This window comes from Candidatus Gorgyraea atricola (genome assembly GCA_030765235.1).
GTDB lineage: Bacteria > Omnitrophota > Gorgyraeia > Gorgyraeales > Gorgyraeaceae > Gorgyraea > Gorgyraea atricola.
Window position 1 is genome coordinate 129,629 of record JAVCCW010000018.1, and the last position, 23,547, is coordinate 153,175.

The following is a 23,547-nucleotide window of genomic DNA, read 5'->3' on the forward strand; positions in this document are numbered from 1 at the left end:
TATTGCTTTTATAAACTATTTTAATAGTACCACAAAAAAATTCTTGTGTCAAGTATAATTAATGAGATTGTGTTGATACAGTCCGCGCTTTTCTATATAATTCCTCGCACTTGCAGGCACCAGCCTTGTTATCGATTGGCGATCCTTTACCTTTCTGCGTATATCACTGGATGAGACATTTTTTGCATTGATATGGAGAGTTAGAAAACGAGGGTCTATATTCCTCATGCTAAACCCTGGCCTTTTAACTACTACAAATGTGCACAGCCTCAAGATCTCCTCTATGTCTCTCCACTTATCAATATCCTTTAATGAATCAGAGCCTGTTATGAAGAAAAACTGTGCCTTTTTGCCATAGCGTCTCTTAAGCTGCCTCAGCGTATCCACTGAATAGGATTTGCCCTTTCTCTTCAGCTCAATGCCGGATAATTCTAACTTCTTTGAACGGGCTATGGCCAGTTTCACCATATTATGTCTGTGGGTTCCGCTTGAAATCCTTATGTCTGGCTTATGTGGTGGGATATATGTAGGGATGAATATAATCTTTTTTAGAGCAAGTCTCTTGCACAGCTCTCTTGCCAGATGGATGTGGCCATTATGAATAGGATCAAATGTGCCTCCTAGGATACCGATGCGCATTCTTGGATCGCCTCTGATAATGTGGGGTGGGCGTGTATTACACTTGCTAATTTCTCAGACGTGAGGCCAAACTGGACACATGGAGCGATTTCAGAGATCAGCTCAGTTACATGAGGTCCTATCATTTGAGCGCCCAGTATCTTATCAGTTTTAGTATCAACGACTAATTTTATAAAACCTTCTGTCTCGCCTAAGATATGTGCCTTGCCAATAGCTGAAAACAGGAATTTCCTTGAGCGACTACTCTCTGCCTGTCTTTGAGTCAGCCCTACGCTTGCTATTTCTGGATGCGTAAAGATGCAGCTTGGTATAACATTGTAGTTAATAGTAGGTTTTTTGCCAGCTATTGATTCAACAGCAGAGATACCTTCTCTTGAGGCTATATGGGCTAGAAGGATTCCACCTATGATATCACCAGCAGCATAAACATTCTTAACATTAGTCCTGAAATCTTTATCCACCTTCACCCATCCCTTATCATCCCTTACTATCCCCTCTAATCCCTTAGAATTAGCTACCCTGCCTACGCTTACCAAAATCTTTTCTGCTACCACTTCAGAACCATTGGATAAAATAGCCTTGCCCTTTTCTACCTTCTCAACTTTTGTCTTTGTAAATACCTTTATGCCTCGCTTCTTAAAGACTTGTTCGAGCTTTCTTGCGATCTCAGCATCCTCTGTTGGCAATAATTGCTCCATCATCTCCACAATGGTCACATCAGCGCCAAATGTCCTGAAGATCGAGGCAAATTCACATCCTACTACCCCGCCGCCTATGATCAGGATGCTTTTCGGCACAGACTTTAGATTCAGCATGTCTGTGCTCGAGAGAATCGTCTTCCCATCAAACTCCATGCCTGGTAGTTGAAATGGTGAAGAGCCTGTTGCTATTAAAATATTCTTCGCATCTACTGCATCTATTTTTGCCTCGGCCTTTATGAGCTCTATCTTCTTTGTCTTAAATAGCATCTCTATATCAGAGCTAAGCTTTTTTACAATATTGTCCTTTCTCTCCTGCGCCTTTACAAAATCCAGCTCATAGCCCTTTACATTAATACCAAACTCTGCTGAACGCTGTACATTAGTCAAGACCGAAGCCGTAGCAGAAAGCGCCTTAGTAGGTATACACCCCCAATTCAAACAAACCCCACCCACAGCGTCTTTCTCATACACAGCCACGCTCATCCCAAACTGCGCAGCCTTAACCGCAGCCACATACCCCCCAGGCCCAGCCCCAATTATCCCAACATCATATTTACTCATAGTTTTTTTATAGCCTCATGGATTGATTGAGCGGATTTTTTTAGGGAGGTTTTTTCGGGTTTGGTTAGGTTGATTTCTATGATTTTTTTTATGCCTGATGCGGCTAATACGATTGGAACGCCTATGTATAGGTCTTTTTCATTGTATTCGCCGTTTAGGTAGGCGCTGGCGCATAGGGTTTTGTTCTCGTCTTTTATGATTGCCTTGACCATGCTAAAGACTGCTGCGGATGGTGAGAAATATGCGCTGCCTGTTTTTAGGTGTGAGACGATTTCTGCGCCGCGCTGTTTGGCGCGGTCGGAAGCTTCTTTAAATGCATCGTCTTTTAATTTATCTGAGCGATTTATGGCGACCATTGTGTCGCCATGGCTGCCCATCATGAAGATCTTATCTTTTTCTATTTTTCCTGGAGCGACATTTGCAAATCTCGCAGAGTCTAACACACCTGCCATGCCAATGACTTTACGCGGATCAAATCCAGTTTCTTTCATCATGATGTAACTCATTACGTCTAAAGGATTTGTGACAACTATTACAATCGCGGAGCTGCATAATTTTTTTATGTGACTAGCTACGTCTTTAATTATTTTTGCGTTTTTCTGTAAAAGATCATCTCGAGACATGCCAGGTTTACGTGCAAGGCCAGCTGTCATGACTACTATGTCAGAACCTGCGATGTCTTTAAAATCTTCTGAGCCAACAATATTGGACCTTGAACCAGTTATAGGCCTGGCATCAGAGATATCAAGCGCCTTGCCTTTTGCAAGACCCGGCACAATATCCACTAACACTACATCGCTAAGATCAGCATCAATAATCCTCGATGCCGTCATTGCTCCTACGTTACCTGCGCCTATTATGGTTATTTTCATGTCTTATTTTGGCACACTAAAGTGTGCCCTACAGCTGCTATAAGCTGCTTCTTTCATAATTTTTTAATTATCGCATCTGCCATCTGGCTAGTCCCTGCCGCCTTTGGATCGTTGCGATCTGGTTTTAAGTCGTATGTTACGTCTTTGCCCTCTGCTATTACACTAGCTACTGCCCTCTCGAGCCTGTTAGCTGCGTCTATTTCGTTTAAATACCTGAGCATCAATACTCCTGAGAGTATTGTAGCAGCAGGATTTACTTTGTTTAAGCCAGCATACTTTGGCGCGCTGCCATGAACCGGCTCAAAAAGTGCTATACCATTTCCTATATTCCCACCTGCGGCTATGCCAAGTCCACCAACAAGCCCGGCGCACAGATCAGATAAAATATCACCGTATAGATTCGGGAGCACTAATACATCGTAAAGCTCTGGTTTCTGCACCAGCTGCATGCACATATTATCAACGATCCTGTCTTCGAATTCTATTTTGCCCTCGTATTTCTTTGCCACCTCACGCGCCATCTTTAAAAACAGGCCGTCTGTCTCTTTCATGATGTTTGCCTTATGAACTGCTGTTACTTTCTTTCTTTTATTCTTTACCGCGTAATCAAAGGCAAACTTTACTATCCTTTTTGACGCGCTGATAGATATCGGTTTTATCCCTATCGCTGAATCCTGCTTGATCGTAGAGCCGCTTAATTTCTCGATCTGCTTCATTATCTCTTTTGTGCGTTTCATGCCCTCCGGAAACTCTATGCCTGCATATAAATCCTCGGTATTCTCCCTGACAACAACCAGATCAAGATCCGGATATCTACTCTTCACTCCTTTATAAAATTTGCACGGCCTAAGACAGGCATATAGATCTAATGACATCCTTAGTTGAACATTTACAGACCTGAATCCCTTTCCAACAGGAGTCGTAATGGGCCCTTTTATCGCGACCTTGTTCTTTCTCACTGAATCCAATACCTGGGTCGGCAGCACTGTGCCAAACTTCTTCATGGCCTCTGCGCCTGCGATTTGTTCTTCCCACTCTATCTTTACACCTGTTGCGTCAATGCATCTTTTCGCAGCAAGACTTACTTCTCTTCCAATGCCATCGCCTGGTATCAATGTTACTCTATGTGACAATGTCCAGCCCTCCATGTTTTTTATAAAGATTAATTATGCCGCCTTCCTTGATCAATGCTGTCTGGAACTTATTGAAAGGCTTTATCTCTAACTCGTATCCTTTATCAATGCTCCTAACCACTCCTTTTTTCAGATCTACCTCTATCATATCTTCATTTTTTATTTTATCAGTGTTGCATTCTATAAGAGGCAGGCCCAGATTAAACGCGTTTCTGTAAAATATCCTTGCAAAACTCTTTGCAAGCACTGCCTGGCCGCCAGCATATTTTATTGCAAGCGGTGCCTGTTCGCGGGACGAGCCGCACCCAAAATTCTTCCCAGCAACAGCAAAAAACGACTGGCCCTGTAAACTCTTATAGAAATCAGGATCTGCATCCTCAAAAACATGCCTTGCAAGTTCATTGGGATCCTGAATAGAAAACTTATACCTGCCTGAGATGATCAGGTCTGTATTTATGTCATTGCCAAATTTCCGCGCGATTGCTTTCATTTTTAAAGATTCCTTACTTCGTCCGGATTTTTCATGTATGTCTTAAAGGTCTGTTCGCTTATCATGCCTCTTTGAAACAATATCTTGAGAGACTTATCCATGGTATGCATGCCATATTGAAATCCTGTCTGGATATGCGTCAAGAGCTGCTCAGTCTCATGTTCGCGGATCAGGTTTCTTATTGCAGGGGTTGCTACCATTATCTCTGTAGAAAGAGTCCGGCCAGCCTTATCGCTCCTGGGTAAAAGCTGCTGCGATACAACTGCCTGCAAAGTGCTTGCCAGCTGGATCTTGACCTGCTGCTGCTGGTAAGGAGGAAAAACATCTATGACCCTGTCTATTGTCTGCGAGGCATCTGGCGTATGAAGCGTTGCCAGGACTAAATGACCTGTTTCTGCTGCAGTGAGTGCCGTGGAAATCGTCTCCAGATCTCTCAATTCTCCGACGACTATTACATCAGGGTCTTGTCTTAACGCATGTGTCAATGCTTTAGCAAATGAACGCGTGTCTGAATGCACTTCTCTCTGTTTCACGATACAGCGTCTATTGCTATGCACAAACTCTATTGGATCTTCTATGACAATAATTATGCCTTGTCTTTCGTTATTTATAAAATCTACCATTGCCGCAAGTGTAGTAGTCTTTCCAACGCCTGTAGGTCCTGTAATAAGTACAAGGCCCTGTGTTTTTCTGCAAAATTCCTCTATGACACCAGGCAAACTCAATTCCTGAATGCTCTTTACCCGCAAAGAGACCAGCCTAAACGCAGCCTCAACATTTCCCCTCTGCATATGAGCGTTGACCCTAAATCTATGCAACCCTGGTATCTCTAAAGAAAAATCCAGCTCCAGGTCTCTTTCAAAAGTAGCCTTTTGCTTGTCATTTAATGCGCTATACACCAGGCGCTTGCAATCTTCCCGACTCAATACAGGAAAATCAGAGAGCGGTATAAGACGGCCATCTATCCTCACTACAGGAACTGACCCCACAGTAACATGAAGATCTGATGCCTTTTTCTCACTCGCTACCTTTAATAATGTCCTGAGGTCCATTTTTTATCTCCTTAGGTATTCAAAATTCGTCTATCGTTTATCGGTTGCGTAGTTCGAATCGTTGATCGTTATACGGTTGCGTTTTTACGATACACGAACAACGATTGCCGTAACGAGTTACGCAACCGATCAACGTATAACGAATCTTCTCGGGTCTGTGATTTTTCCTTTAATCGCCGACGCTGCAACTGTTGCAGGCGAGGCAAGATATATAAACGCGTCAGGATTGCCCATCCTGCCCTTAAAATTCCTATTCGCTGTTGAGATAACCTTTTCTCCTTTTGATGGTACTCCATTATGTGTTCCCACGCACGGACCGCATCCAGGCGCAACCACGCACGCGCCTGAAGCAACAAAATCTGAGATAATACCCTTTTTCATTGCCTGCTTAAATATGGTACTGGAGGCAGGGGCTATTATCATCTTTACATCTTTATGCACGCGCCTTCCTTTAAGAATCGAAACTGCTATTTTCAAATCCTCTAATCTCCCGTTCGTGCACGTGCCCAAAAATGCCTGATCTATTTTTGTATTCTTTATTTTACTGATAGGTGCAACATTGTCAACTGTATGCGGCTTAGCCACCTGCGGCGCAATCTTACTAACATCATACTCAATAACCTCAGCATACCTCGCATCTTTATCACTCCTTGTCCCTTGCCCCTTGTTGCTTGTCCCTATAGCTTTAAGATATCTATACGTCGTCGCATCCGGCTCCATAAGCCCTGCCTTAGCGCCCATCTCAATAGCCATATTAGAAATCGTAAATCTCGCGTCCATGCTGAGTCTCTTTATGTAATCGCCTGTAAACTCAACTGCCTTATATGTGCAATAACCTGCTCCCAGATCTCCGATTATATACAAGATCACATCTTTGGAATAAACTCCCTTTTTTGTCTTGCCCTTTAAAATGATCTTAACTGTCTCTGGTATCTTAAACCAATTCTTACCAGAGGCTATTGCTACAGCCAGATCAGTCGAGCCCATTCCTGTTGAGAACGCGCCCAGCGCGCCATAGGTGCATGTGTGCGAATCAGCGCCTACAACAAGGTCCCCAGGTCCAACAAGCCCTGACTCTGGTATGACCTGATGACAAACTCCGCACCCTATATCAAACATCTTCACATTCTGTTCCTGCGAAAATTCGCGCATCTTTTTATGGATCTCTGAAACCCCTATATTCGGACTAGGCGCACTATGATCAATGACCATGCAAAATTTTTTCTTATCAAATACCTTTTTGGCGCCCAATTTTTTAAATGAATCTATAATAAGACTGCTCGTGCCATCCTGACCAAAACAGAAATCTACCTTACAGAGGACAGTGTCTCCAGGCCTTACATCCTTATTGCAGTGTGATTTAAATATTTTTTCGGTTATTGTCTTCCCAGGCATGCTAATTCTTTCTAAACCAGCCTTCTATCCTGTCCATTCCTTTTTCAATATTTCCCATGCTCGTCGCAAAACTTAGACGGACATGCCTATCTGAACCAAATGCCTTACCTGGGACCAGAGCGACCCTGGCCTCTTCCAAAAGCCTTTGGCTGAGATCCATGCTCGAAAGATTCTCTTTTTCTATCCTGCAAAATACATAAAATGCGCCTTCTGGTTTCACGCAAGAAAGTCCATCTACAGCATTTATCCTCTTAACGATATAATCCCTGCGCTTCTCGAATTCCGCGACCATGGCATTTACCTCAGAATCGCTTCCTTTAATAGCCTCGAGCGCTGCGATCTGGCTTATAGAAGTAGGATTTGATGTGGAATGACTCTGTAGATTTTTTATGCTGGACACTGCTTCTTCATTGACTGACGCGATGTAACCGATCCTCCAGCCTGTCATTGAAAAACTCTTTGAAACGCCATTGACCACTATGGTATTTTTAAAAAGCTCTTTGCCAAGGCTGGCAATAGAGACGTGTTTCTTGCCGTCAAACATGATCTTCTCGTAAATCTCGTCGCTGATTATAGTGATATTGTTACTCGCGGCGATCTCGCCTATCTCTTTTAATTCCTTCTCACTATAAACACACCCTGTGGGATTTGAAGGGCTGTTTATTATAAGGGCCTTTGTTTTTTTGCTGATCGCCTTTTTCAGGTCATTGGCCTGGATCTTAAAATTTGTTTTTTCGTCAGTATCTATAAAAACAGGGCTCGCCTCAGCCAATTTTGCCATCTCAGGATAGCTCAGCCAATAAGGGGCAGGGATCATGACCTCATCACCCCTGTCGCATATCACCTGGATAATATTGTAAATGGAATGTTTTGCCCCGCAGGAAATTACTATCTGGGAAGGATCATACGAAAGGCCATTATCCTTTTGAAACTTCTCGCATATTGCCTTTTTTAGGACGTCTATTCCTGAGGCAGGTGTGTACTTTGTGAAACCGCCGTGGATTGCTTTTATAGCAGCGTCTTTTATATGATTAGGTGTGTCAAAATCAGGTTCGCCTGAACCAAAACCAATTACATCGATGCCCTGTGCCTTCATCTTCTTGGCCTTGGCTGTAATAGCAAGTGTCAGTGAAGCGCTGACATTTTTTACACGGGCAGAAAGCTTCATTATCCCTCTTTTTTGCGGCCGAATAACTTCTTAAAAAATCCGGGCTTTGGCTTCTCCCCTTTTGGTTTCTCAGGCTCTTTTACGGGCTTCGGTGCTGGTGACGACGGCGGTTCAGGCTTAGGCTTAACTGCCTTCTTGGGTTCTTCCTTTTTTATTGGCTCTTCTTTTTTAAGAGGTTTTTTTGGTTTTGCCTCTGGTTGAGGCGCTGCCTCGACCTTTTTCTTTTTCTTATCCTCTTTCTTAGGCTCTTCTACCTTTGGTTTCTCAACGAATTCCAGTATTGCCATCTGGGCATTATCTCCTGCTCTTTTGCCAGTCAGCATCACCCTGGTATAGCCGCCATTGCGCTCTTTAAATAAAGGCGCGATCTGATTGAATAGCTCTGATACCAGATCTCTATCGCGCAAAATAGCATAGGCATTTCTGCGACTAGCCACGGTATTCTTTTTAGCAGTAGTAACGAGTTTCTCGGCAAGCCTGGAGGTCTCTTTTGCCTTAACCTTGGTAGTCTTTATGCTTTTATTTATGATAAGGCCTGTCACTAAATGGCGCATTGTCGCCTTATAGTGACTGCGCTGCCTGCCTAATCTTACAGTGTGCTTGTGATGTCTCATTTTGAACCCTTTTTCTTCGCCTCTTTAGGAATGTCCATGCCAAAACCCAGCCCCATAGTTTTTAATATCTCTTTTATCTCAGTGAGGGACTTTTTTCCGAAATTCCTATACTGCAGCATGTCCTGTTCTGTTTTCTTGACTAGCTCACCTATAGTCTTTATGCGAGCTTCTCTCAGGCAGTTACCGCTTCTTACAGAAAGCTCCATTTCTGAAACAGGCAGCTTCACCTTCTTTAATAATTCCTGATCCTCTTTGCTCTCCTCTTCCTTGTCCTCTTCGACCTCGACTTCTCCGAGTTTAGAAAATACATCGAGATGCCGCTGTAATATATGAGAAGAGTAAAGAAGTGCCTCTTTAGGATCCACACTGCCATTAGTCCATATCTCCAGTATCAGCTTATCGTAATCCGTGATCTGCCCGACCCTGGAATCATCAACATGAAAATCTACCCGCCTGACAGGCGCAAACACAGAATCCATTGGTATTACACCTATGGCCTGGCCCTCTTTCTTGTTTCTTTCAGAAGGCACATAACCGCGGCCCTTGCCTATCTCCAGTTCCATATTAAAGGTCGTGTTCTTTGTAAGTGTGGCTATGTGGAGATCGGAATTTATTATCTCAACAGTATCATCTGTTATGATCTTTTCTGCTGTGACCTCGCCTTTTTTTGAGGCCTTTAGACGCAGCACCTTCGGTGTCCTGGAATGCGACCTCAGGACCAGCTGCTTTAGATTCAATATGATCTGCGGTACATCTTCCTGCACCCCTGGTATTGTAGAAAATTCATGCAGTACGCCGTCTATCTTCACAGACGTAACAGCAGCTCCTTCAATAGAGGATATCAGGATGCGTCTTAGAGAATTGCCTATTGTTGCTCCAAATCCACGCTCGAATGGCTCAGCTGCAAATTTTCCATAAAACTGCGTGTAGCTCTTCTCATCCTGCGATAACTTCTTAGGCATTTCAAAGGTTTTCCAGCTTATACCCATTACTCCTCCTTTTATAAAGTAATCCAAACTCTAAATCCCAAACTCTAAATCCTAAACTCTAAATCCTAAACTCTAAATCCTAAACAAACTCAAAACTCCAAATCCCAAACTATACTGTTTTGAGTTTGTGATTTTGGGTTTTGGATTTGTTTAGAGTTTCGTGTTTAGAGTTTTTATTTTGAATATAACTCTACAATAAGTTGTTCCTTTATATCCATTCCAACGTCGCCTCTGCCAGGAAGACGCGCGATGTCTACCTTAAGGGCCTGCACGTCCTGCTTTAACCAATCAGGCACGCCTCTATCCTTTACCTTCTCAAGTGTCTCCTTTGTGTTTTTGACGATTTTATCTTTTGGCTTTAGCTGTATGGCATCACCTGTCTTAATAGAATACGAAGGTATATTTACCTTTCTATTGTTGACGCGGACCAGTCCATGCATTACCATTTGTCTTGCATGAGCCCTTGACACAGCAAAGCACGAACGAAATATTACATTATCGAGGCGCGTCTCCAGTAACTGCAATAACTTTTCGCCGGTTACGCCCTTTGACTTTGCTGCGATTTTGAAATACTTACTAAACTGCCTCTCCAATACGCCGTAAATCTTTTTTACCTTTTGCTTTTCTCTTAACTGCAGGCCATAGTTGGACATCTTAAAGCGCCTGCCTTTTCCATGCTGGCCTGGCGCATAGCTACGCCTGTCAAATGCGCACTTATCTGAGTAACATCTGATGCCTTTTAGAAAAAGCTTTTCTCCCTCGCGCCTGCAAACCCTGCATGATGAACCTGTGTACCTTGCCATTCTTTCTCCTTTATACTCTCCTACGTTTCGGTGGCCTACATCCGTTGTGCGGAATAGGCGTGACATCTCTTATAGCGCTTACACGCAATCCTGCTGCCTGTATCGCCCTGATAGCAGCTTCCCTGCCAGAACCAGGGCCCTTAACAAAGACCTCTACGTCTTTAAGTCCGCGCTCAAGTGCCTTTTTTGCAGCATTGCTGGCAGTGATCTGCGCAGCAAACGGCGTCGACTTCTTTGAGCCCTTAAATCCAGCGGAACCGCAACTTGACCACACAATAGTATTGCCATTCCTGTCAGCTATTGTCACGATCGTGTTATTAAAAGTAGCTAGGACATGCGCTATGCCACTAGTAATATTTTTCAATGCCTTTTTCTTCGTCGTCTTCTTTTTCTCAGCCATTTTTATTCTCCTGCTGGGGCCCCTTGAACCTTACTTTTTCTCGTTACGCCCACTGTTTTTCTTGGACCTTTTCTTGTTCTTGCATTCGTCTTTGTCCTCTGTCCCCTGACAGGCAAAGACCTTCTGTGCCTGAAGCCTCTATAAGAACCAATGTCTATAAGACGCTTTATGTTCTGAGAATTATCTCTTCTCAGGTCACCTTCCACCTTGCATTCCTTCTGTATGATCGCCGCGATCTTAGAAACATCTTCTTCCTTAAGATCCTTTGCCCTTATGTCAGGACTTACACCTGCAGCCTTTAATATCTTTTGCGAAGAACGAAGTCCTATACCATAAATATAGGTAAGCGCCACTTCGATCCTTTTCTCTTTCGGTAGATCTATACCTGAAATCCTAGCCATATTATCCCTGCCTCTGTTTGTGCTTCGGGTTTGTGCAAATAACCCGTATTATGCGTTTGCGTTTTATGATCTTACACTTGTCGCATATTAGTTTCACTGATGGTTTCACTTTCATCTCGATCTCCTAATCTATTTAGACCTATATGTAATCCTGCCTCGCGTCAGATCATAAGGCGAGAGTTCCATCTTCACCTTATCACCTGGCAGGATCTTTATAAAATACATCCTCATCTTGCCAGAAACATGGGCAAGCACCTTGTGCCCATTCTCTAACTCAACGCGAAACATGGCGTTGGGCAATGCCTCGAGAACTGTACCTTCTACTTCAATAGCTTCTTCTTTTGCCATTTTTTAAACTCCTGTCAACACCATTGGGCCGCTGTCTGTCACGGCCACTGTGTGTTCAAAATGAGCTGATAATTTCTTGTCTCTGGTAACTGCTGTCCATTTATCTGCGAGGATCTCTATCTCGCACTTTCCTTCATTGACCATTGGCTCAATTGCCAGGACCATGCCTTTCTTCAGCCTCGGTCCTGTATCTGGTTTGCCAAAATTAGGTATCTCAGGATCTTCGTGCATCTTTTTACCTATACCATGGCCTACAAAATCCCTGACTACGGAATAGCCGCTATCTTCCACATATTTCTGAACAGCATAAGATATATCAAAGAGCCTGTTACCCTTGACTGCCTTTTCTGTACCTGCCCGCAACGATTCTTCCGTGATTCTTATTAATTTCTTTGCGGTCTCAGGTACTGAATCGCCGATCTCTATGGTAATGGCAGCATCACCAAAAAATCCGTTTTTCTCAACCCCGACATCCACGCTTAAGATATCTCCCGAAACCAACTTCCTGTTTCCGGGAATGCCATGGACCACCTGCTCATTTATTGAAGTGCATATGTTGCCAGGAAATCCTCTATAGCCTTTAAAGGCTGACCTTGCATTGGCCACCTTTATCATCTGTTCTGCCTTTTTATCAAGTTCCTTTGTCGCTATGCCAGGCCTTGCAGCCTCTTTTATCCCCTGCAGCACATCCCTTACTATCCTCGATGCCTCTCCTATAAGAGCTATCTCAGCCTCATTTTTTATTTCTATCATTTAAAATTCCGGAGAGTTTTTCGTAAACCACTTTTGCATCCAAATCGCCTGAAATCTCTTTGAGTATACCTTTTCCTTTATAGTAATCGATAAGATCTCTAGTCTGATTATTGAAAACCTCAAGCCTCTTTTTTATTGTCTCTTCATTATCGTCTTTTCTCTGGTAAAGCTCGAGCGCGCACTTGTCGCAAATACCTTGTTTTTTCGGCGGCATATTTATAATATGATAATTCGCGCCGCATTTGGGACAAAGCCTTCTTCCTGTAAGTCTAAATACGACTGTCTTCAGGCTCGTCTCAAAATATACGACGAGATCTATGGACAATTTTAATTTATCGAGCGCAGCGTCTATCTTTTTTGCCTGATATGTTGTCCTTGGAAAACCGTCTAGTATAAGATCCTTACCTACGGTATCTTTATTGATCTTCTCTAGCATCATCTCGATCACGATGTCATCAGGCACCAGGTCGCCCTTATCCATAAAGGACTTTGCCTTTTTACCCACCTCAGTGCCATTTTTTACATTTTCTCTCAGTATATCACCTGTTGAGAGATGCGAATATCCTAGTTTTTCAAAGAGCATTACTGCCTGTGTTCCCTTGCCTGCGCCTGGCGGACCCAGCAGCACCATCCTCATTACCTGCGCCCCTTAATCCTACCCTTTTTCATGAACCCCTCGTAATGCCTCATCAGGAGCTGCGATTCTATTTGTCGCATAGTATCGAGCATTACACCGACCACGATCAAAAGAGCCGTGCCTCCGAAAAAGCTTGCTACTAAATACGGCACCTTTAACCATGCGCCCAGCATATCAGGAAAAACAGCTATAAAGGCCAGGAATACTGCGCCCGGCAAAGTAATCCTCGTCATAATAAAATCAAAATACTCAGCGGTCTTACGGCCCGGTCTGACACCTGGCACAAATCCGCCGTACTTCTTCATGTTGTCAGCAACATCAGCAGGGTTAAATGTTATCGCAGTGTAAAAATAAGCGAAAAATATAATTAAAAGACTGTATACGATCGTGTAGAGCCATTGCCCCCTTACAAGCGACTGTGCTATGCGCTGCAGGCCTGCGTTTGGCATAAAACCTGCTATTGTCGCAGGAAACAGTATTATGGATTGGGCAAATATAATGGGTATAACGCCTGCCTGGTTTACTTTTAAAGGTATGTATGTACTCTGCCCGCCATAGACCTTCCTGCCTATGATCCTTTTTGCGTACTGGACCGGTATCTTGCGCTGGCCCTGCGTAATTAAAATAACTGCCACGATTACAGCTACACCAATAGCTGACATCAGGGCAATCGTAAAAAAGCTGATCTGTCTCTTCTCTGGAGAAAAAGGAGAAGCTAGAGCAAAAAGCTGATACAATGCAGATGGAAGTCTTGAAATTATACCGGCTGTGATTATCAGGGAAATCCCGTTTCCTATACCGCGCTCCTGGATCTGCTCGCCCAGCCACATAATAAAGGCCGTGCCTGTTGTAAGAGTGATCACCGTCAGAAACCTAAACCCTAATCCAGGGTTATCGACTATTGTAAGTCCCTGAAACCTTGCTGGATTTTCCAGCCACAGGCTTATGAAAAATGACTGTATGATCGCCAGCACTACTGTACCATAACGCGTGTACTGGATTATTTTTCTCCTGCCTGCCTCACCTTCCTTTGATAATTTTTCAAGATGCGGTACTACAGTGATCAAAAGCTGCAGTATGATCGAAGCGGATATGTACGGCATAATGCCCAGCGCAAATATCGTCAATCGCGTGAGCGCACCGCCTGAAAACATATTCATGATGCCAAAGAGCGTACCACCCTGTGAACGCGCTACACTGTCAAAAAACTGCACAAGCGCCGCGCCATTCACGCCAGGAGTAGGTATGTAAGCGCCTATCCTGTAGACACTGAGGAGCCCGAGCGTTATGAGCAACTTTCTTCTGAGATCCGGTATCTTAAGAGAATTCGCTAATGCCTTTAACATTCTATTTAATCAGCTCGCACTTTCCGCCTGCTTCTTTGATCTTAGCAAGCGCGCTTTTCGAAAATGCGTGGGCCTTTATATTTATAGGTATGTCTATCTTACCGTTTCCCAGGACCTTTAAAAAATTTACTGAGCCCTTTATCATCTCTTTTTCTTTCAATAACTCAGGAGTAATGGACGTCTCTTTTTTTAGCGTTTCAAGAGTATCTAAATTTATAACGCAGTATCCCTTTTTAGGCCTCTTGTTAAAACCTCTTTTAGGCAGCCTTCTTATCAAAGGCATCTGGCCTCCCTCAAAACCAGGAGTAGTGCCTTTACCTGTGCGGGACATTTGACCCTTATGTCCTCTGGTAGAAGTCTTACCATGACCTGAGCCAGGACCTCTGCCCACTATCTTTCTTCTCTTTTTCGCGCCCCTTGCAGGCCTCAAATCCTCTATCTTCATCTCCGCTCCTATACTATTCTTCGCTTGAATCGTCTGAATCGCTGGTGTCGCGCTCGAGTCTTAGGTGTTGGAAACCGTTTATGGTCGCCTTTATGACATTAATAGGGTTCTGCGTGCCCAGCGATTTCGTAAGTATGTCTTTTATGCCTACAGCATCACAGACCGCCCGCACAGTACCCCCGGCAATAACACCAGTACCTTCAGATGCAGGTTTTAAAAGCACCTTTCCCGCGCCAAAGCGCCCCATTATCTCATGAGGAATGGTCTTTCCTCTTAACGGAACAGTGAAAAAGTTTCTCTTTGCATTCGAGAGCGCCTTGCGTATTGCATTCACGACCTCGTTTGCCTTTCCGTATCCGCAACCAACCTTGCCTTTGCCATTTCCTACAGCTACAAGGGCAGTGAACGAAAACCTCTTACCGCCTTTTACGACCTTTGACACCCTGTTAACAGCAATAACCTTTTCTATGTACTGTTCTTCTTGCGCAGCGTCTATTTTATTTATTACCCTATCTTTTGCCTGCTTTTGCTTCTGATCCACCAAAACAAACCTCCGATTTTATTTAAAGTTTCAATCCACCTTCTCTTGCTGCATCAGCCAGGGCCTTTATGCGGCCATGATATAAATAGCCGCCCCTGTCAAATACAACTTGTGCTATGCCTTTTTTCTTCGCCTCTTTTGATATATAGGCACCTAACTTCTTAGCTGCATCTACGTTGCCGCCCCATTTACAATCCTTCTTGAACTCCTTGTCATTCGTAGAAGCATAAAGGAGTGTCTTACCTTCAAGGTCATCTATAAACTGCACAAGCAAATTCTTGTGGCTCCTGTGAACGCACATCCTCGGCTTATCTTTTGTGCCAGAAAGTTTCGCCCTTATCCTGTAGTGCCTCTTTATCCTGCCCAGTTCTGCTTTATTTTTATATTTTTTTCTCATAATCCTCATTATGCGACCGCCTTGCCTGCCTTTTTCCTCACGTACTCGCCTACGTATCTTATACCTTTACCTTTATAAGGCTCTGGTTTTAAAAAATCCCTTATCTCAGCTGCTGCCTCTCCAACCTTTGCCTTATCAATGCCCTCGACAGCTATCTGGGTTTGCTTTGGTGTCTTTATGCTAATGCCTTCTGGTACTGTATATACAACAGGGTGGGAAAAACCCAGTTGAAGATTTAAGGTCTTGCCCTGTGCCTGAGCGCGATAGCCTACACCATGAAGCTCAAGATTCTTCACATATCCCTCGCTCACGCCTTTTATCATGTTGTTTATATGGGCCCTTGTCAGGCCGTGCATAGAATAAGAGATCTTATCCTCTGCCAATCTTTTTACAATAAGCTGATTCTTATCTGTGTGCACCTCTACACCCTGCGGAAAAACCCAATCCAGCTTACCCTTTGGTCCTTCTACAAGGATCTTGCCTGCATCTATCTTTATCTTAACCTTATCTGGAATCTGTATTGGTCTCTTACCTATCCTTGACATATAATTTCACCAAATGTAGCACAGGACTTCGCCGCCTGTTTGCATTTCCTTTGCCTGCACGTTTGTTACAATGCCCCTGGAGGTCGACAATACTGCCACGCCTATGCCTCCCAGCACCACAGGTACCCTGTCTTTTTTTACATACCTTCTTAAGCCAGGCCTTGAAATCCTCTTCAGACCTTTTACTGCAGGGTCGCCCGTACTCATATATTTCAAATAAACTCTCAATAAGCCCTGTTTTTTATCGTCTATAAACTTGAAATCTTTTATAAACTTCTCCCTCTTGAAGATACCAAGGATCTCCTGTGAAATCTTTGAAAACGGCACGTCCACCTTTATCTTGTGTGACGAAAATCCGTTTCTAACTATAGTTAATGTATTCGCAATCGGATCTGTCATTGACATCGTTTGTCTCCGTATCCTGTGTAATGTTACTACCAGCTAGCCTTAGTGACTCCGGGTATCTCTCCGCGCGAAGCCATTTCTCTGAAACATATGCGGCATACATGAAACTTTCTCATATACGCGCGTCGCCTGCCGCATAACTGGCATCTATTGTACCCTCTTACTTTAAACTTAGGAGTCTTTTTTTGTTTTGCTATTAAACATTCTTTTGCCATCTCTATTCCTTATCTTTGCCTTTTTTCTGTGCGAACGGCATGCCAAGAAGTTTCAATAATTCGAATGATTCTTCTTTTGAGTTCGACTGTATATTTATTATTACATCCATGCCCTGTGTCCTTGGCATCTTATCAATATCTATTTCAGGAAATATCGCCTGCTCTTTTAACCCCAGAGAATAGCTACCTTTTTGGTCGAACGAATTAGGGTTTACTCCTCTAAAATCCCTGATCCTCGGTAACGCCACATTCACAAACCTATCCAAAAATTCATACATCCTTGCCCCGCGCAGAGTAACCTTACAGCCGATAGGAAGGCCTTTGCGTATCTTAAAATTTGCTATCGCCTTCCTTGACCTTGTAATAGCAGGCTTCTGACCGACTATAGTAGCCAGCTCTTTCATGGCCTGCTCAAGGATCTTTATGTCCTGACTCGCAACGCCCACGCCCATATTCAAAACGATCTTTTTAATACAAGGTGCCTGCAATGGATTCGTGTAGTTAAACTTCTTGCCAAGCTCTGGGACGATCTCTTTTTTATATCTCTCTAATAGTCTTGGTATCATTGTTATATCAGTTCCTTACATTTTTTGCAGATCCTGACCTTTGTGCCGTCGGAAAGTATGCTGAAGCCAATGCGCGTCGGCTTATTACACTTTTGGCAAACCACCATCAGATTAGAAATAGCTATCGTGCTCTCTTTCTGTATGATGCCGCCCTGCTGATCTTCTTTGGTCCTGCGTGCATGCTTCTTTACCAGATTAAGACCCTGAACAAGCGCCCTGCCTTTATCAGGAAAAACTGCCAGCACTTTACCGGTCTTTCCGCTGTCCTTGCCTGTTATGATCTTTGCTGTATCGTTCTTCTTTATCTTTGACATGTCTTCTATATTACCTCAGGTGCCAGCGATACTATCTTCATAAAATTCTTATCTCGCAGTTCTCTTGCAACAGGTCCAAATATTCTTGTGCCGCGAGGATTCATCTGAAGATCTATGATCACAATAGCATTTGTGTCAAATCTCAGGTAAGAGCCGTCTGGCCGCCTGATAGAATTGACACTTCTGACTATAACTGCCTTAACGACTTCACCTTCCTTGACCACGCCATCAGGATTTGCCTCTTTTACGTTGGCAGTTATAATATCTCCTACCTCAGCAGTAGCCTTACCATGTCTGCCGATAACACCAATACACGAAGCGCGTTTCGCCCCTGTATTATCCGCTACATCTAAAATCGTCTGCATCCTAATCATAAACTTTTATACCTTTTTTACGACCTCTACGAGACGCCACCTTTTGCTCTTTGAAACTGGCTTTGTCTCCTGGATCTTTACTTTGTCTCCGGTCTTAGCCTCATTCTTCTCATCGTGCGCCATGATCTTGCCGGATTTCTTGATGATACGCCTATATATAGGGTGTATGGTCGTGCGATCCAAGCGGACAATAATACCCTTGTCCATCTTATCGCCTATCACAACCCCTACCCTTTCCTTACGATTTGCTCTCGCTTCCATGATTACCCCTTCTGCTTCTCGTTCAATACTGTTAAGATCCTGGCAACATCACGCCGCGCATCCTTGATCTTACTCGGTTTCTCCACGCGTCCTGTTGAGCGCTGCGACAGCATTTCAAAAAGAGCCTTTTTCAATGCCACCATTTTCTCGTTCAATTCCTGTTTTGATAAATTTCTAAGTTCTTCTGTCTTTAACATGTCTTTAACCGCTTGTCTTTCTTGTCACAAACCTCGTCTTAAAAGGCAGTTTTGAGGATGCGTATCTCATTGCATTTTTAGCAAGGTCTTCGCTGACTCCTCCGAGCTCAAAGATTATCTTGCCTCTCTTCACAGTAGCAACCCAGTACAAAGGTGCGCCTTTTCCTTTTCCCATCCTTGTCTCTGCAGGCTTTTTGCTGACAGATTTGTCAGGAAATGCCCGTATCCACATCTTTCCAGCGCCCTGCAATGACCTCATGACTGTAACCCTGCAAGCCTCTATCTGTATATTGGTAAGCCAGTCATTCTCCAGGACCTGCAATCCGCAATCGCCAAACGCAAGCGTTGCACCGCGAGTAGCAACACCCTTTCTTCTGCCTCTCTGGTACTTTCTATATTTGACCCTCTTTGGCATTAATACCATGACTAAGCCTCTACCGGTTTCTTTTCTTTTTTACCGACAATAATATCGCCTTTATATATCCAGACCTTGATGCCTATAAGACCAGCCTGTGTATGTGCTTCTGTAAATCCATAATCCACATCAGCCTTTATGGTCTGCAAAGGCACCTTGCCCACTTTATATGACTCTTTTCTTGCTATCTCAGCACCATCCAGCCTGCCGCGACATCGTATCTTTATGCCGCCTGCGCCTGCTTGAGTCGCCTGCTGCACTGCTCTTTTCATTGCCCTTCTAAACGCTATTCTCTTCTCGAGCTGGAATGCAATGTTTTCTGCAACAAGCTGCGCTGACAGCGCCACCCGCTTTATCTCTTTTATGTCTATCTGAAGCTCTTTATTGACAACGCCCCTAAGCTCGTCTCTTAATCTATCTATCTCTGAACCTTTTCTGCCTATTATTACGCCAGGTCTGCCGCTGTGTATGATTATGCGGATCCTATTAGATGCTCTCTCTATTTCTATCTTTGCAATAGCAGCCTGCATCAAATTCTTTTTTATGTGCTTTCTTATCTTGGAATCCTCTATAAGTAAACCGCCAAAATCCTTTTTATTGGCAAACCATCTCGAGGTCCAATCTCTTATATAACCTAATCTAAAACTATACGGATGTACTTTCTGCCCCAAAATTATCTCCTTTTGCTTGTAGTAGCCTTTTGTTTTTTAACTGGTGCTTTGGCCTTCCTTGTCACTTGTCCCTTGTCACTTGTCCCTTTTTTCGCCGCAGCTTTCTCCGTCTTCGCCTCCGGCCTCACAATCTTGCTCAACTCCAGCGTAATATGCGCTGTCCTATGTTTGATCATAGTTGCCCTGCCCATTGAAGCAGCCCTGAACCTCTTTAGCATCGGCCCCTTGTCTGCCTTTATTAAAGAAATATAAAGATCTGCTGGCAATAGATGCGCCTTTTTATCCGCGCTATCAATAGCTGAGTTCAAGAGCCTCTTTATGTAAATAGTGGGTCTCTTCTCAATCACATCCAAAAGCAATGACGCCTTTACAACGCCCATACCTTTTATAAGATTTGTGACATTGCTCGCTTTTCTTGGCGAAACCCTTAAATATCGCGCTATGACTCTAGTTACCATGATCCTACCTTTAAGTCTTTGCCTGTGACTGTTCTGTGTGAGCGCTGTGCTTTTTAAATATCCTTGTTGGCGAAAACTCCCCGAGCTTATGACCAACCATATTCTCTGTTATGAAAACAGGTATAAACTTTCTGCCATTGTAGATAGAAATAGTCATCCCCACAAATTCAGGAGCTATTGTGGACCTGCGAGACCATGTCTTTAGAGGCGACCTGTCTCTCGTATCCTTCATTTTCTGAAGGCGTTTCAACAACTTCTCGTCTATAAAAGGACCTTTTTTTAGTGATCTTCCCATTTTAACCTCACCCTGTGGCTATCTTGCTCTTTCTTCGTTTAACGATATATTTATCTGACAGCTTTGTCTTTCTTGTCTGCAAGCCTTTTGACTTCTGTCCCCATGGTGATGTCGGATGTCTTCCACCAGAAGATTTACCTTCTCCACCGCCCATAGGATGATCAACAGGGTTCATGACAACGCCCCTTACGCTGGGTTTACGTCCAAGCCATCGCGACCTGCCTGCCTTACCAATAGAAATTGCATCGTGTTCAATATTGCCGATCTGACCTATAGTCGTCATGCAATCCAAATGGATCAGCCTTACCTCACCTGAAGGAAGCTTTACATGCGCGTATGGCTCTTCCTTTGCCAATATCTGAGCATAGCCTCCTGCGCTTCTAACGATCTTTGCGCCCCTACCCTTTGTCAATTCAAGATTATGCATAGGTGTACCTGGCGGTACATTCCTTAAAGGCATTGAGTTCCCAGGTTTTATCTCGATCTCATTCTTGCTGGATATCACTGCATCGCCCACAGACAAGCCAGCAGGCCATATTATATATCTTCTTTCTTTATCATCGTATTCCACCAGGGCGATCCTTGACGAGCGATTCGGATCATACTCGATAGATATTACCTTTGCAGGCATGTCTACTTTATCCCTTTTGAAATCTATAATTCGATATCTTTGTTTGTGGCCGCCGCCTATCCATCTGGATGTAATACGTCCATGCGAATTGCGGCCTCCTGTTCTTTTCTTAGGCTCTGTAAGAGACTTCTCAGGCTTGTCAGTCGTGATCTCCTTGAAATCAGAAAGAGCTGTCCATCTTAGTGAGGGCGTTGTTGGCTTATATTGTTTAATTCCCATATCTGCCTTTAAGTAGTTGCCATCTCGATACGATCGCCTGTTTTAAGCGTCACAATGGCCTTTTTCCAATCCGGGGTTTTACCGACCTGGTACCTGAGCCTCTTCCATTTACCCCGCATCTTTACAGTATTCACTTTTAACACCTTTACATTGTAGACAAATTCCACTGCCTGTTTTATCTCTATCTTGTTTGCGCAAGGCGCAACGCGAAAGAGATACTTATTCCCTTCAAGCATCTGGCTGCCTTTTTCCGTACGCAATATATTTTTTAAGATATCGTATGGTGTCTTCATTTCTTTAGTCTCTTTACTATGCTATCGTGCGTTTCCTTTGAAAATAAGACCTTTGTGTTGGAAAGTATATCATGCGTATTAAAATCATCACACAGCCTCAATGTCAGCTTCTTTATATTTCTGCATGAGCGTATCAGATTCTCGCATCTCTTTGAATACACAAAAAGGTTTTTCTTATCGGAGATCTTTAATGCCGCCAATATCTTTGCTATGTCTTTTGTCTTGGGCTGTTTTAATTCAAGCTCTTTTTCCAGAACCACTATCTCTTTGTCTTTTGTCTTTGCGCTCAGACTTGAGATGATAGCCAGCCTCTTCATCCTCTTTGGTATGCTGTAACTAAAGTCTCTTGGTACTGGTCCGAAAACAACGCCTCCACCTCTCCACAGAGGAGATCTTATGGAGCCGACCCTTGCCCTGCCAGTGCCTTTTTGCCTCCATGGCTTTTTTCCGCCGCCTCTGACATTCGCCCGAGTCTTTGTCGAAGCTGTGCCCTGCCTTTTATTGGCCTGGTACATGCGGATGCTCTGATGCAAAAGACCTTTACGTACCTCGGCGTTAAATATCTCTGGATTCAGCTTAAATTTATCCAGCTTCTTGCCAGAAAGACTATACACGTCTACGACTGGTATGTCGGTTTTATTTTCAGCCTTTTTTCTTGTCTTTTTCTTTGCCTGTACCATCTTTTCCCTTGTCGCTTGTCACTTGTTGCTTGTCCCTGACCAAAAGCCTCTTTTTCGCCGCGCGTATCTCCAGGTACCCATTCTTCGAGCCCGGCACTGCGCCCTTGACCAATAATATATTCTTTTCCTTATATACCTTAATGATCTCAAGATTCTGAACTGTCCTTCTCTTGTTGCCCATACGGCCAGGAAGATGTAAACCCTTCCATACCCTGGAAGGATAAGAGCTGCCTCCTATAGAACCTACTCTTCGATGATGCATTCCACCATGGCTCTTTGGACCGCCAGCCCAACCCCATCGCTTTACACCACCTTGAAACCCCTTACCTATAGAAGTGCCTGCTATATCAACAAAATCCTTTTCCTTAAATATATCCACCGTGACTTTCTTACCAACGCTGACACCTTCGCCAGCATCAAAAGGCAGCTCCTTGACAAAGGCATTTGGTTCTGCATTTGCCTTTTTATATAGACCCTTTTCTGAACGAGAAGTATTCTTTGCCTTTTTCTTGCCAAACCCAAGCAAGACCTTATTTTCAAGCACATTTAAAACCGTGCAAGGACCTGCCTCTATCACAGTAACAGGTACAAATACCCCATCTTCTGTAAAAACCTGCGTCATCCCTAATTTTTTACCTAATAAACCTAGTTTCATTCTTGTCTTTCGCTATTCGGTTGCGTATATCGAAATGTTATACGTTGATCGGTTGCGTTTTATTACGGTTGACGATCAACGTTTCGATCTACGCAACCGTACAACGTGTACCGAGCATTACTTGATCTCGACGAAAACGCCTGCCGGTAGATCTAGTTTTCTAAGAGCGTCTATTGTCTTCGCAGTAGGACTGATGATGTCTACAAGCCTCTTGTGTGTCTTCATTTGAAACTGTTCCCTGGATTTTTTATCTACATGAGGACCTCTTAAAACAGTAAAGATCTCTCTCTTTGTAGGCAAAGGCACTGGTCCTGAGACCTTTGCGCCTGTACGCTTTGCAGTGTCAACTATCTCTGCAGCTGACTGATCCAGGAGCTTGTAATCATATCCCTGCAATCTTATGCGAATTTTTTGAGCCTGAACTTGTGGCTGTGTCATTTTCTCTTCCTCGCCAAGGCTGCTGCTTTGGCAAGGCTGGACCTCGGCTTTTTTAAAAGCCGAGGTCCAGCCTTGCCAAAGCAGCAGCCTTGAATCATGCTGTTATATCTGCTACAACCCCAGCACCTACTGTGTGGCCTCCTTCGCGGATAGCGAAGCGAAGCTCTTTTTCAAGTGCGATAGGGGTTATGAGTTCGATTTCCATTTCTACGTTATCGCCTGGCATTACC

At 43.8% G+C, this 23,547-nt stretch carries 39 protein-coding genes; all 39 read right to left on the minus strand.

Translation table 11 applies throughout. The features are described 5' to 3' along the window. Positions 1–48 precede the first annotated feature (48 nt). Positions 49–639: a nicotinate-nucleotide adenylyltransferase gene (nadD, locus tag P9L93_03895; GenBank protein ID MDP8230227.1), complete on the minus strand. Its 591-nt coding sequence runs from the start codon at positions 637–639 to the stop codon at positions 49–51. Then, a complete protein-coding gene (lpdA, locus tag P9L93_03900) occupies positions 621–1,901 on the minus strand; it encodes a dihydrolipoyl dehydrogenase (protein ID MDP8230228.1) in 1,281 nt (426 codons plus the stop codon). The genes nadD and lpdA overlap by 19 nt, the downstream gene beginning before the upstream one ends. After that, positions 1,898–2,773 (minus strand): malate dehydrogenase, encoded by an 876-nt coding sequence (locus P9L93_03905; protein ID MDP8230229.1) that lies wholly within the window; start codon positions 2,771–2,773, stop codon positions 1,898–1,900. The genes lpdA and P9L93_03905 overlap by 4 nt, the downstream gene beginning before the upstream one ends. A gap of 53 nt (positions 2,774–2,826) precedes the next feature. After that, positions 2,827–3,906, minus strand: a complete 1,080-nt coding sequence (locus tag P9L93_03910) for an isocitrate/isopropylmalate dehydrogenase family protein (protein MDP8230230.1) — start codon at positions 3,904–3,906, stop codon at positions 2,827–2,829. Then, entirely contained in the window at positions 3,896–4,396 is a 501-nt protein-coding gene (locus P9L93_03915; protein MDP8230231.1) for a 3-isopropylmalate dehydratase, read from the minus strand. The genes P9L93_03910 and P9L93_03915 overlap by 11 nt, the downstream gene beginning before the upstream one ends. Positions 4,397–4,398: 2 nt before the next feature. Continuing rightward, complete coding sequence (locus P9L93_03920; protein ID MDP8230232.1) at positions 4,399–5,448, minus strand: type IV pilus twitching motility protein PilT; 1,050 nt, start codon at positions 5,446–5,448, stop codon at positions 4,399–4,401. Positions 5,449–5,577: 129 nt separating this feature from the next. Next, positions 5,578–6,843 (minus strand): 3-isopropylmalate dehydratase large subunit, encoded by a 1,266-nt coding sequence (locus P9L93_03925; protein ID MDP8230233.1) that lies wholly within the window; start codon positions 6,841–6,843, stop codon positions 5,578–5,580. 1 nt (position 6,844) lies between these two features. Continuing rightward, positions 6,845–8,011 carry a pyridoxal phosphate-dependent aminotransferase gene (locus tag P9L93_03930; GenBank protein MDP8230234.1) on the minus strand — a complete coding sequence of 389 codons (1,167 nt, stop codon included), beginning with the start codon at positions 8,009–8,011 and terminating at the stop codon, positions 6,845–6,847. Then, entirely contained in the window at positions 8,011–8,625 is a 615-nt protein-coding gene (gene rplQ, locus P9L93_03935) for a 50S ribosomal protein L17 (GenBank protein ID MDP8230235.1), read from the minus strand. Before rplQ ends, P9L93_03930 begins: the two co-directional genes overlap by 1 nt. Then, a complete protein-coding gene (locus P9L93_03940) occupies positions 8,622–9,614 on the minus strand; it encodes a DNA-directed RNA polymerase subunit alpha (protein MDP8230236.1) in 993 nt (330 codons plus the stop codon). The genes rplQ and P9L93_03940 overlap by 4 nt, the downstream gene beginning before the upstream one ends. A gap of 173 nt (positions 9,615–9,787) precedes the next feature. Continuing rightward, on the minus strand, positions 9,788–10,417 hold the full coding sequence (rpsD, locus tag P9L93_03945; protein ID MDP8230237.1) for a 30S ribosomal protein S4: 630 nt from the start codon (positions 10,415–10,417) through the stop codon (positions 9,788–9,790). Between the two features lie 10 nt (positions 10,418–10,427). Further along, complete coding sequence (gene rpsK, locus P9L93_03950; GenBank protein MDP8230238.1) at positions 10,428–10,817, minus strand: 30S ribosomal protein S11; 390 nt, start codon at positions 10,815–10,817, stop codon at positions 10,428–10,430. 2 nt (positions 10,818–10,819) lie between these two features. Continuing rightward, the gene (gene rpsM / locus P9L93_03955) at positions 10,820–11,218 is read right to left on the minus strand and encodes a 30S ribosomal protein S13 (protein MDP8230239.1); all 399 of its coding nucleotides are present in this window, start codon (positions 11,216–11,218) and stop codon (positions 10,820–10,822) included. A gap of 1 nt (position 11,219) precedes the next feature. Beyond that, positions 11,220–11,333: a 50S ribosomal protein L36 gene (rpmJ, locus tag P9L93_03960; protein ID MDP8230240.1), complete on the minus strand. Its 114-nt coding sequence runs from the start codon at positions 11,331–11,333 to the stop codon at positions 11,220–11,222. A 14-nt stretch (positions 11,334–11,347) separates the two neighbouring features. Next, entirely contained in the window at positions 11,348–11,566 is a 219-nt protein-coding gene (gene infA / locus P9L93_03965; protein MDP8230241.1) for a translation initiation factor IF-1, read from the minus strand. Positions 11,567–11,569: 3 nt separating this feature from the next. Continuing rightward, entirely contained in the window at positions 11,570–12,319 is a 750-nt protein-coding gene (gene map / locus P9L93_03970) for a type I methionyl aminopeptidase (protein MDP8230242.1), read from the minus strand. Then, positions 12,300–12,956 (minus strand): adenylate kinase, encoded by a 657-nt coding sequence (locus tag P9L93_03975; GenBank protein MDP8230243.1) that lies wholly within the window; start codon positions 12,954–12,956, stop codon positions 12,300–12,302. The genes map and P9L93_03975 overlap by 20 nt, the downstream gene beginning before the upstream one ends. Next, a complete protein-coding gene (gene secY, locus P9L93_03980) occupies positions 12,956–14,302 on the minus strand; it encodes a preprotein translocase subunit SecY (GenBank protein MDP8230244.1) in 1,347 nt (448 codons plus the stop codon). The genes P9L93_03975 and secY overlap by 1 nt, the downstream gene beginning before the upstream one ends. A gap of 1 nt (position 14,303) precedes the next feature. After that, on the minus strand, positions 14,304–14,747 hold the full coding sequence (gene rplO, locus P9L93_03985) for a 50S ribosomal protein L15 (GenBank protein ID MDP8230245.1): 444 nt from the start codon (positions 14,745–14,747) through the stop codon (positions 14,304–14,306). A gap of 13 nt (positions 14,748–14,760) precedes the next feature. Further along, positions 14,761–15,252 (minus strand): 30S ribosomal protein S5, encoded by a 492-nt coding sequence (rpsE, locus tag P9L93_03990; protein ID MDP8230246.1) that lies wholly within the window; start codon positions 15,250–15,252, stop codon positions 14,761–14,763. Between the two features lie 58 nt (positions 15,253–15,310). Beyond that, positions 15,311–15,688, minus strand: a complete 378-nt coding sequence (gene rplR / locus P9L93_03995) for a 50S ribosomal protein L18 (GenBank protein MDP8230247.1) — start codon at positions 15,686–15,688, stop codon at positions 15,311–15,313. A 5-nt stretch (positions 15,689–15,693) separates the two neighbouring features. After that, positions 15,694–16,230, minus strand: a complete 537-nt coding sequence (gene rplF / locus P9L93_04000) for a 50S ribosomal protein L6 (GenBank protein MDP8230248.1) — start codon at positions 16,228–16,230, stop codon at positions 15,694–15,696. 6 nt (positions 16,231–16,236) lie between these two features. Then, positions 16,237–16,635: a 30S ribosomal protein S8 gene (gene rpsH, locus P9L93_04005; protein ID MDP8230249.1), complete on the minus strand. Its 399-nt coding sequence runs from the start codon at positions 16,633–16,635 to the stop codon at positions 16,237–16,239. 29 nt (positions 16,636–16,664) lie between these two features. After that, positions 16,665–16,850 (minus strand): type Z 30S ribosomal protein S14, encoded by a 186-nt coding sequence (locus P9L93_04010; GenBank protein MDP8230250.1) that lies wholly within the window; start codon positions 16,848–16,850, stop codon positions 16,665–16,667. Positions 16,851–16,852: 2 nt separating this feature from the next. Further along, the gene (rplE, locus tag P9L93_04015) at positions 16,853–17,416 is read right to left on the minus strand and encodes a 50S ribosomal protein L5 (protein MDP8230251.1); all 564 of its coding nucleotides are present in this window, start codon (positions 17,414–17,416) and stop codon (positions 16,853–16,855) included. 2 nt (positions 17,417–17,418) lie between these two features. After that, positions 17,419–17,730, minus strand: coding sequence for a 50S ribosomal protein L24 (gene rplX, locus P9L93_04020; GenBank protein MDP8230252.1), 312 nt, complete (start codon positions 17,728–17,730; stop codon positions 17,419–17,421). Positions 17,731–17,735: 5 nt separating this feature from the next. Continuing rightward, positions 17,736–18,104: a 50S ribosomal protein L14 gene (rplN, locus tag P9L93_04025; protein MDP8230253.1), complete on the minus strand. Its 369-nt coding sequence runs from the start codon at positions 18,102–18,104 to the stop codon at positions 17,736–17,738. A 6-nt stretch (positions 18,105–18,110) separates the two neighbouring features. Then, entirely contained in the window at positions 18,111–18,365 is a 255-nt protein-coding gene (gene rpsQ / locus P9L93_04030; protein ID MDP8230254.1) for a 30S ribosomal protein S17, read from the minus strand. A gap of 2 nt (positions 18,366–18,367) precedes the next feature. Further along, entirely contained in the window at positions 18,368–18,562 is a 195-nt protein-coding gene (gene rpmC / locus P9L93_04035) for a 50S ribosomal protein L29 (protein ID MDP8230255.1), read from the minus strand. A gap of 4 nt (positions 18,563–18,566) precedes the next feature. After that, complete coding sequence (rplP, locus tag P9L93_04040; GenBank protein ID MDP8230256.1) at positions 18,567–18,986, minus strand: 50S ribosomal protein L16; 420 nt, start codon at positions 18,984–18,986, stop codon at positions 18,567–18,569. 2 nt (positions 18,987–18,988) lie between these two features. Next, on the minus strand, positions 18,989–19,648 hold the full coding sequence (gene rpsC / locus P9L93_04045; protein MDP8230257.1) for a 30S ribosomal protein S3: 660 nt from the start codon (positions 19,646–19,648) through the stop codon (positions 18,989–18,991). A gap of 2 nt (positions 19,649–19,650) precedes the next feature. Further along, positions 19,651–20,106 (minus strand): 50S ribosomal protein L22, encoded by a 456-nt coding sequence (gene rplV, locus P9L93_04050; GenBank protein MDP8230258.1) that lies wholly within the window; start codon positions 20,104–20,106, stop codon positions 19,651–19,653. 10 nt (positions 20,107–20,116) lie between these two features. Continuing rightward, a complete protein-coding gene (gene rpsS / locus P9L93_04055; GenBank protein ID MDP8230259.1) occupies positions 20,117–20,401 on the minus strand; it encodes a 30S ribosomal protein S19 in 285 nt (94 codons plus the stop codon). A gap of 7 nt (positions 20,402–20,408) precedes the next feature. Then, the gene (gene rplB / locus P9L93_04060) at positions 20,409–21,251 is read right to left on the minus strand and encodes a 50S ribosomal protein L2 (GenBank protein MDP8230260.1); all 843 of its coding nucleotides are present in this window, start codon (positions 21,249–21,251) and stop codon (positions 20,409–20,411) included. Positions 21,252–21,259: 8 nt separating this feature from the next. Beyond that, positions 21,260–21,544: a 50S ribosomal protein L23 gene (gene rplW / locus P9L93_04065; GenBank protein MDP8230261.1), complete on the minus strand. Its 285-nt coding sequence runs from the start codon at positions 21,542–21,544 to the stop codon at positions 21,260–21,262. Next, the gene (gene rplD / locus P9L93_04070; GenBank protein ID MDP8230262.1) at positions 21,541–22,224 is read right to left on the minus strand and encodes a 50S ribosomal protein L4; all 684 of its coding nucleotides are present in this window, start codon (positions 22,222–22,224) and stop codon (positions 21,541–21,543) included. Before rplD ends, rplW begins: the two co-directional genes overlap by 4 nt. Continuing rightward, a complete protein-coding gene (gene rplC / locus P9L93_04075) occupies positions 22,187–22,879 on the minus strand; it encodes a 50S ribosomal protein L3 (protein MDP8230263.1) in 693 nt (230 codons plus the stop codon). Before rplC ends, rplD begins: the two co-directional genes overlap by 38 nt. Before the next feature lie 117 nt (positions 22,880–22,996). Further along, positions 22,997–23,317, minus strand: coding sequence for a 30S ribosomal protein S10 (rpsJ, locus tag P9L93_04080; GenBank protein ID MDP8230264.1), 321 nt, complete (start codon positions 23,315–23,317; stop codon positions 22,997–22,999). Positions 23,318–23,411: 94 nt separating this feature from the next. Beyond that, a partial coding sequence (gene tuf, locus P9L93_04085) for an elongation factor Tu (protein MDP8230265.1) occupies positions 23,412–23,547 on the minus strand: 136 nt, incomplete at its 5' end.

Excerpts from the sequence above, each read along its gene's own strand:
- nadD (MDP8230227.1), bottom strand. The coding sequence starts at position 639 with ATGCGCATCGGTATCCTAGGAGGCACATTTGATCCTATTCATAATGGC.
- lpdA (MDP8230228.1), bottom strand. The coding sequence starts at position 1,901 with ATGAGTAAATATGATGTTGGGATAATTGGGGCTGGGCCTGGGGGGTAT.
- P9L93_03905 (MDP8230229.1), bottom strand. The coding sequence starts at position 2,773 with ATGAAAATAACCATAATAGGCGCAGGTAACGTAGGAGCAATGACGGCA.
- P9L93_03915 (MDP8230231.1), bottom strand. The coding sequence starts at position 4,396 with ATGAAAGCAATCGCGCGGAAATTTGGCAATGACATAAATACAGACCTG.
- P9L93_03920 (MDP8230232.1), bottom strand. The coding sequence starts at position 5,448 with ATGGACCTCAGGACATTATTAAAGGTAGCGAGTGAGAAAAAGGCATCA.
- P9L93_03925 (MDP8230233.1), bottom strand. The coding sequence starts at position 6,843 with ATGCCTGGGAAGACAATAACCGAAAAAATATTTAAATCACACTGCAAT.
- P9L93_03930 (MDP8230234.1), bottom strand. The coding sequence starts at position 8,011 with ATGAAGCTTTCTGCCCGTGTAAAAAATGTCAGCGCTTCACTGACACTT.
- rplQ (MDP8230235.1), bottom strand. The coding sequence starts at position 8,625 with ATGAGACATCACAAGCACACTGTAAGATTAGGCAGGCAGCGCAGTCAC.
- P9L93_03940 (MDP8230236.1), bottom strand. The coding sequence starts at position 9,614 with ATGGGTATAAGCTGGAAAACCTTTGAAATGCCTAAGAAGTTATCGCAG.
- rpsD (MDP8230237.1), bottom strand. The coding sequence starts at position 10,417 with ATGGCAAGGTACACAGGTTCATCATGCAGGGTTTGCAGGCGCGAGGGA.
- rpsK (MDP8230238.1), bottom strand. The coding sequence starts at position 10,817 with ATGGCTGAGAAAAAGAAGACGACGAAGAAAAAGGCATTGAAAAATATT.
- rpsM (MDP8230239.1), bottom strand. The coding sequence starts at position 11,218 with ATGGCTAGGATTTCAGGTATAGATCTACCGAAAGAGAAAAGGATCGAA.
- rpmJ (MDP8230240.1), bottom strand. The coding sequence starts at position 11,333 with ATGAAAGTGAAACCATCAGTGAAACTAATATGCGACAAGTGTAAGATC.
- infA (MDP8230241.1), bottom strand. The coding sequence starts at position 11,566 with ATGGCAAAAGAAGAAGCTATTGAAGTAGAAGGTACAGTTCTCGAGGCA.
- map (MDP8230242.1), bottom strand. The coding sequence starts at position 12,319 with ATGATAGAAATAAAAAATGAGGCTGAGATAGCTCTTATAGGAGAGGCA.
- P9L93_03975 (MDP8230243.1), bottom strand. The coding sequence starts at position 12,956 with ATGAGGATGGTGCTGCTGGGTCCGCCAGGCGCAGGCAAGGGAACACAG.
- secY (MDP8230244.1), bottom strand. The coding sequence starts at position 14,302 with ATGTTAAAGGCATTAGCGAATTCTCTTAAGATACCGGATCTCAGAAGA.
- rplO (MDP8230245.1), bottom strand. The coding sequence starts at position 14,747 with ATGAAGATAGAGGATTTGAGGCCTGCAAGGGGCGCGAAAAAGAGAAGA.
- rplF (MDP8230248.1), bottom strand. The coding sequence starts at position 16,230 with ATGTCAAGGATAGGTAAGAGACCAATACAGATTCCAGATAAGGTTAAG.
- rpsH (MDP8230249.1), bottom strand. The coding sequence starts at position 16,635 with ATGTCAATGACAGATCCGATTGCGAATACATTAACTATAGTTAGAAAC.
- P9L93_04010 (MDP8230250.1), bottom strand. The coding sequence starts at position 16,850 with ATGGCAAAAGAATGTTTAATAGCAAAACAAAAAAAGACTCCTAAGTTT.
- rplE (MDP8230251.1), bottom strand. The coding sequence starts at position 17,416 with ATGATACCAAGACTATTAGAGAGATATAAAAAAGAGATCGTCCCAGAG.
- rplX (MDP8230252.1), bottom strand. The coding sequence starts at position 17,730 with ATGTCAAAGATAAAGAAGAACGATACAGCAAAGATCATAACAGGCAAG.
- rplN (MDP8230253.1), bottom strand. The coding sequence starts at position 18,104 with ATGATTAGGATGCAGACGATTTTAGATGTAGCGGATAATACAGGGGCG.
- rpsQ (MDP8230254.1), bottom strand. The coding sequence starts at position 18,365 with ATGGAAGCGAGAGCAAATCGTAAGGAAAGGGTAGGGGTTGTGATAGGC.
- rpmC (MDP8230255.1), bottom strand. The coding sequence starts at position 18,562 with ATGTTAAAGACAGAAGAACTTAGAAATTTATCAAAACAGGAATTGAAC.
- rplP (MDP8230256.1), bottom strand. The coding sequence starts at position 18,986 with ATGGTATTAATGCCAAAGAGGGTCAAATATAGAAAGTACCAGAGAGGC.
- rplV (MDP8230258.1), bottom strand. The coding sequence starts at position 20,106 with ATGGTAACTAGAGTCATAGCGCGATATTTAAGGGTTTCGCCAAGAAAA.
- rpsS (MDP8230259.1), bottom strand. The coding sequence starts at position 20,401 with ATGGGAAGATCACTAAAAAAAGGTCCTTTTATAGACGAGAAGTTGTTG.
- rplB (MDP8230260.1), bottom strand. The coding sequence starts at position 21,251 with ATGGGAATTAAACAATATAAGCCAACAACGCCCTCACTAAGATGGACA.
- rplW (MDP8230261.1), bottom strand. The coding sequence starts at position 21,544 with ATGAAGACACCATACGATATCTTAAAAAATATATTGCGTACGGAAAAA.
- rplD (MDP8230262.1), bottom strand. The coding sequence starts at position 22,224 with ATGGTACAGGCAAAGAAAAAGACAAGAAAAAAGGCTGAAAATAAAACC.
- rplC (MDP8230263.1), bottom strand. The coding sequence starts at position 22,879 with ATGAAACTAGGTTTATTAGGTAAAAAATTAGGGATGACGCAGGTTTTT.
- rpsJ (MDP8230264.1), bottom strand. The coding sequence starts at position 23,317 with ATGACACAGCCACAAGTTCAGGCTCAAAAAATTCGCATAAGATTGCAG.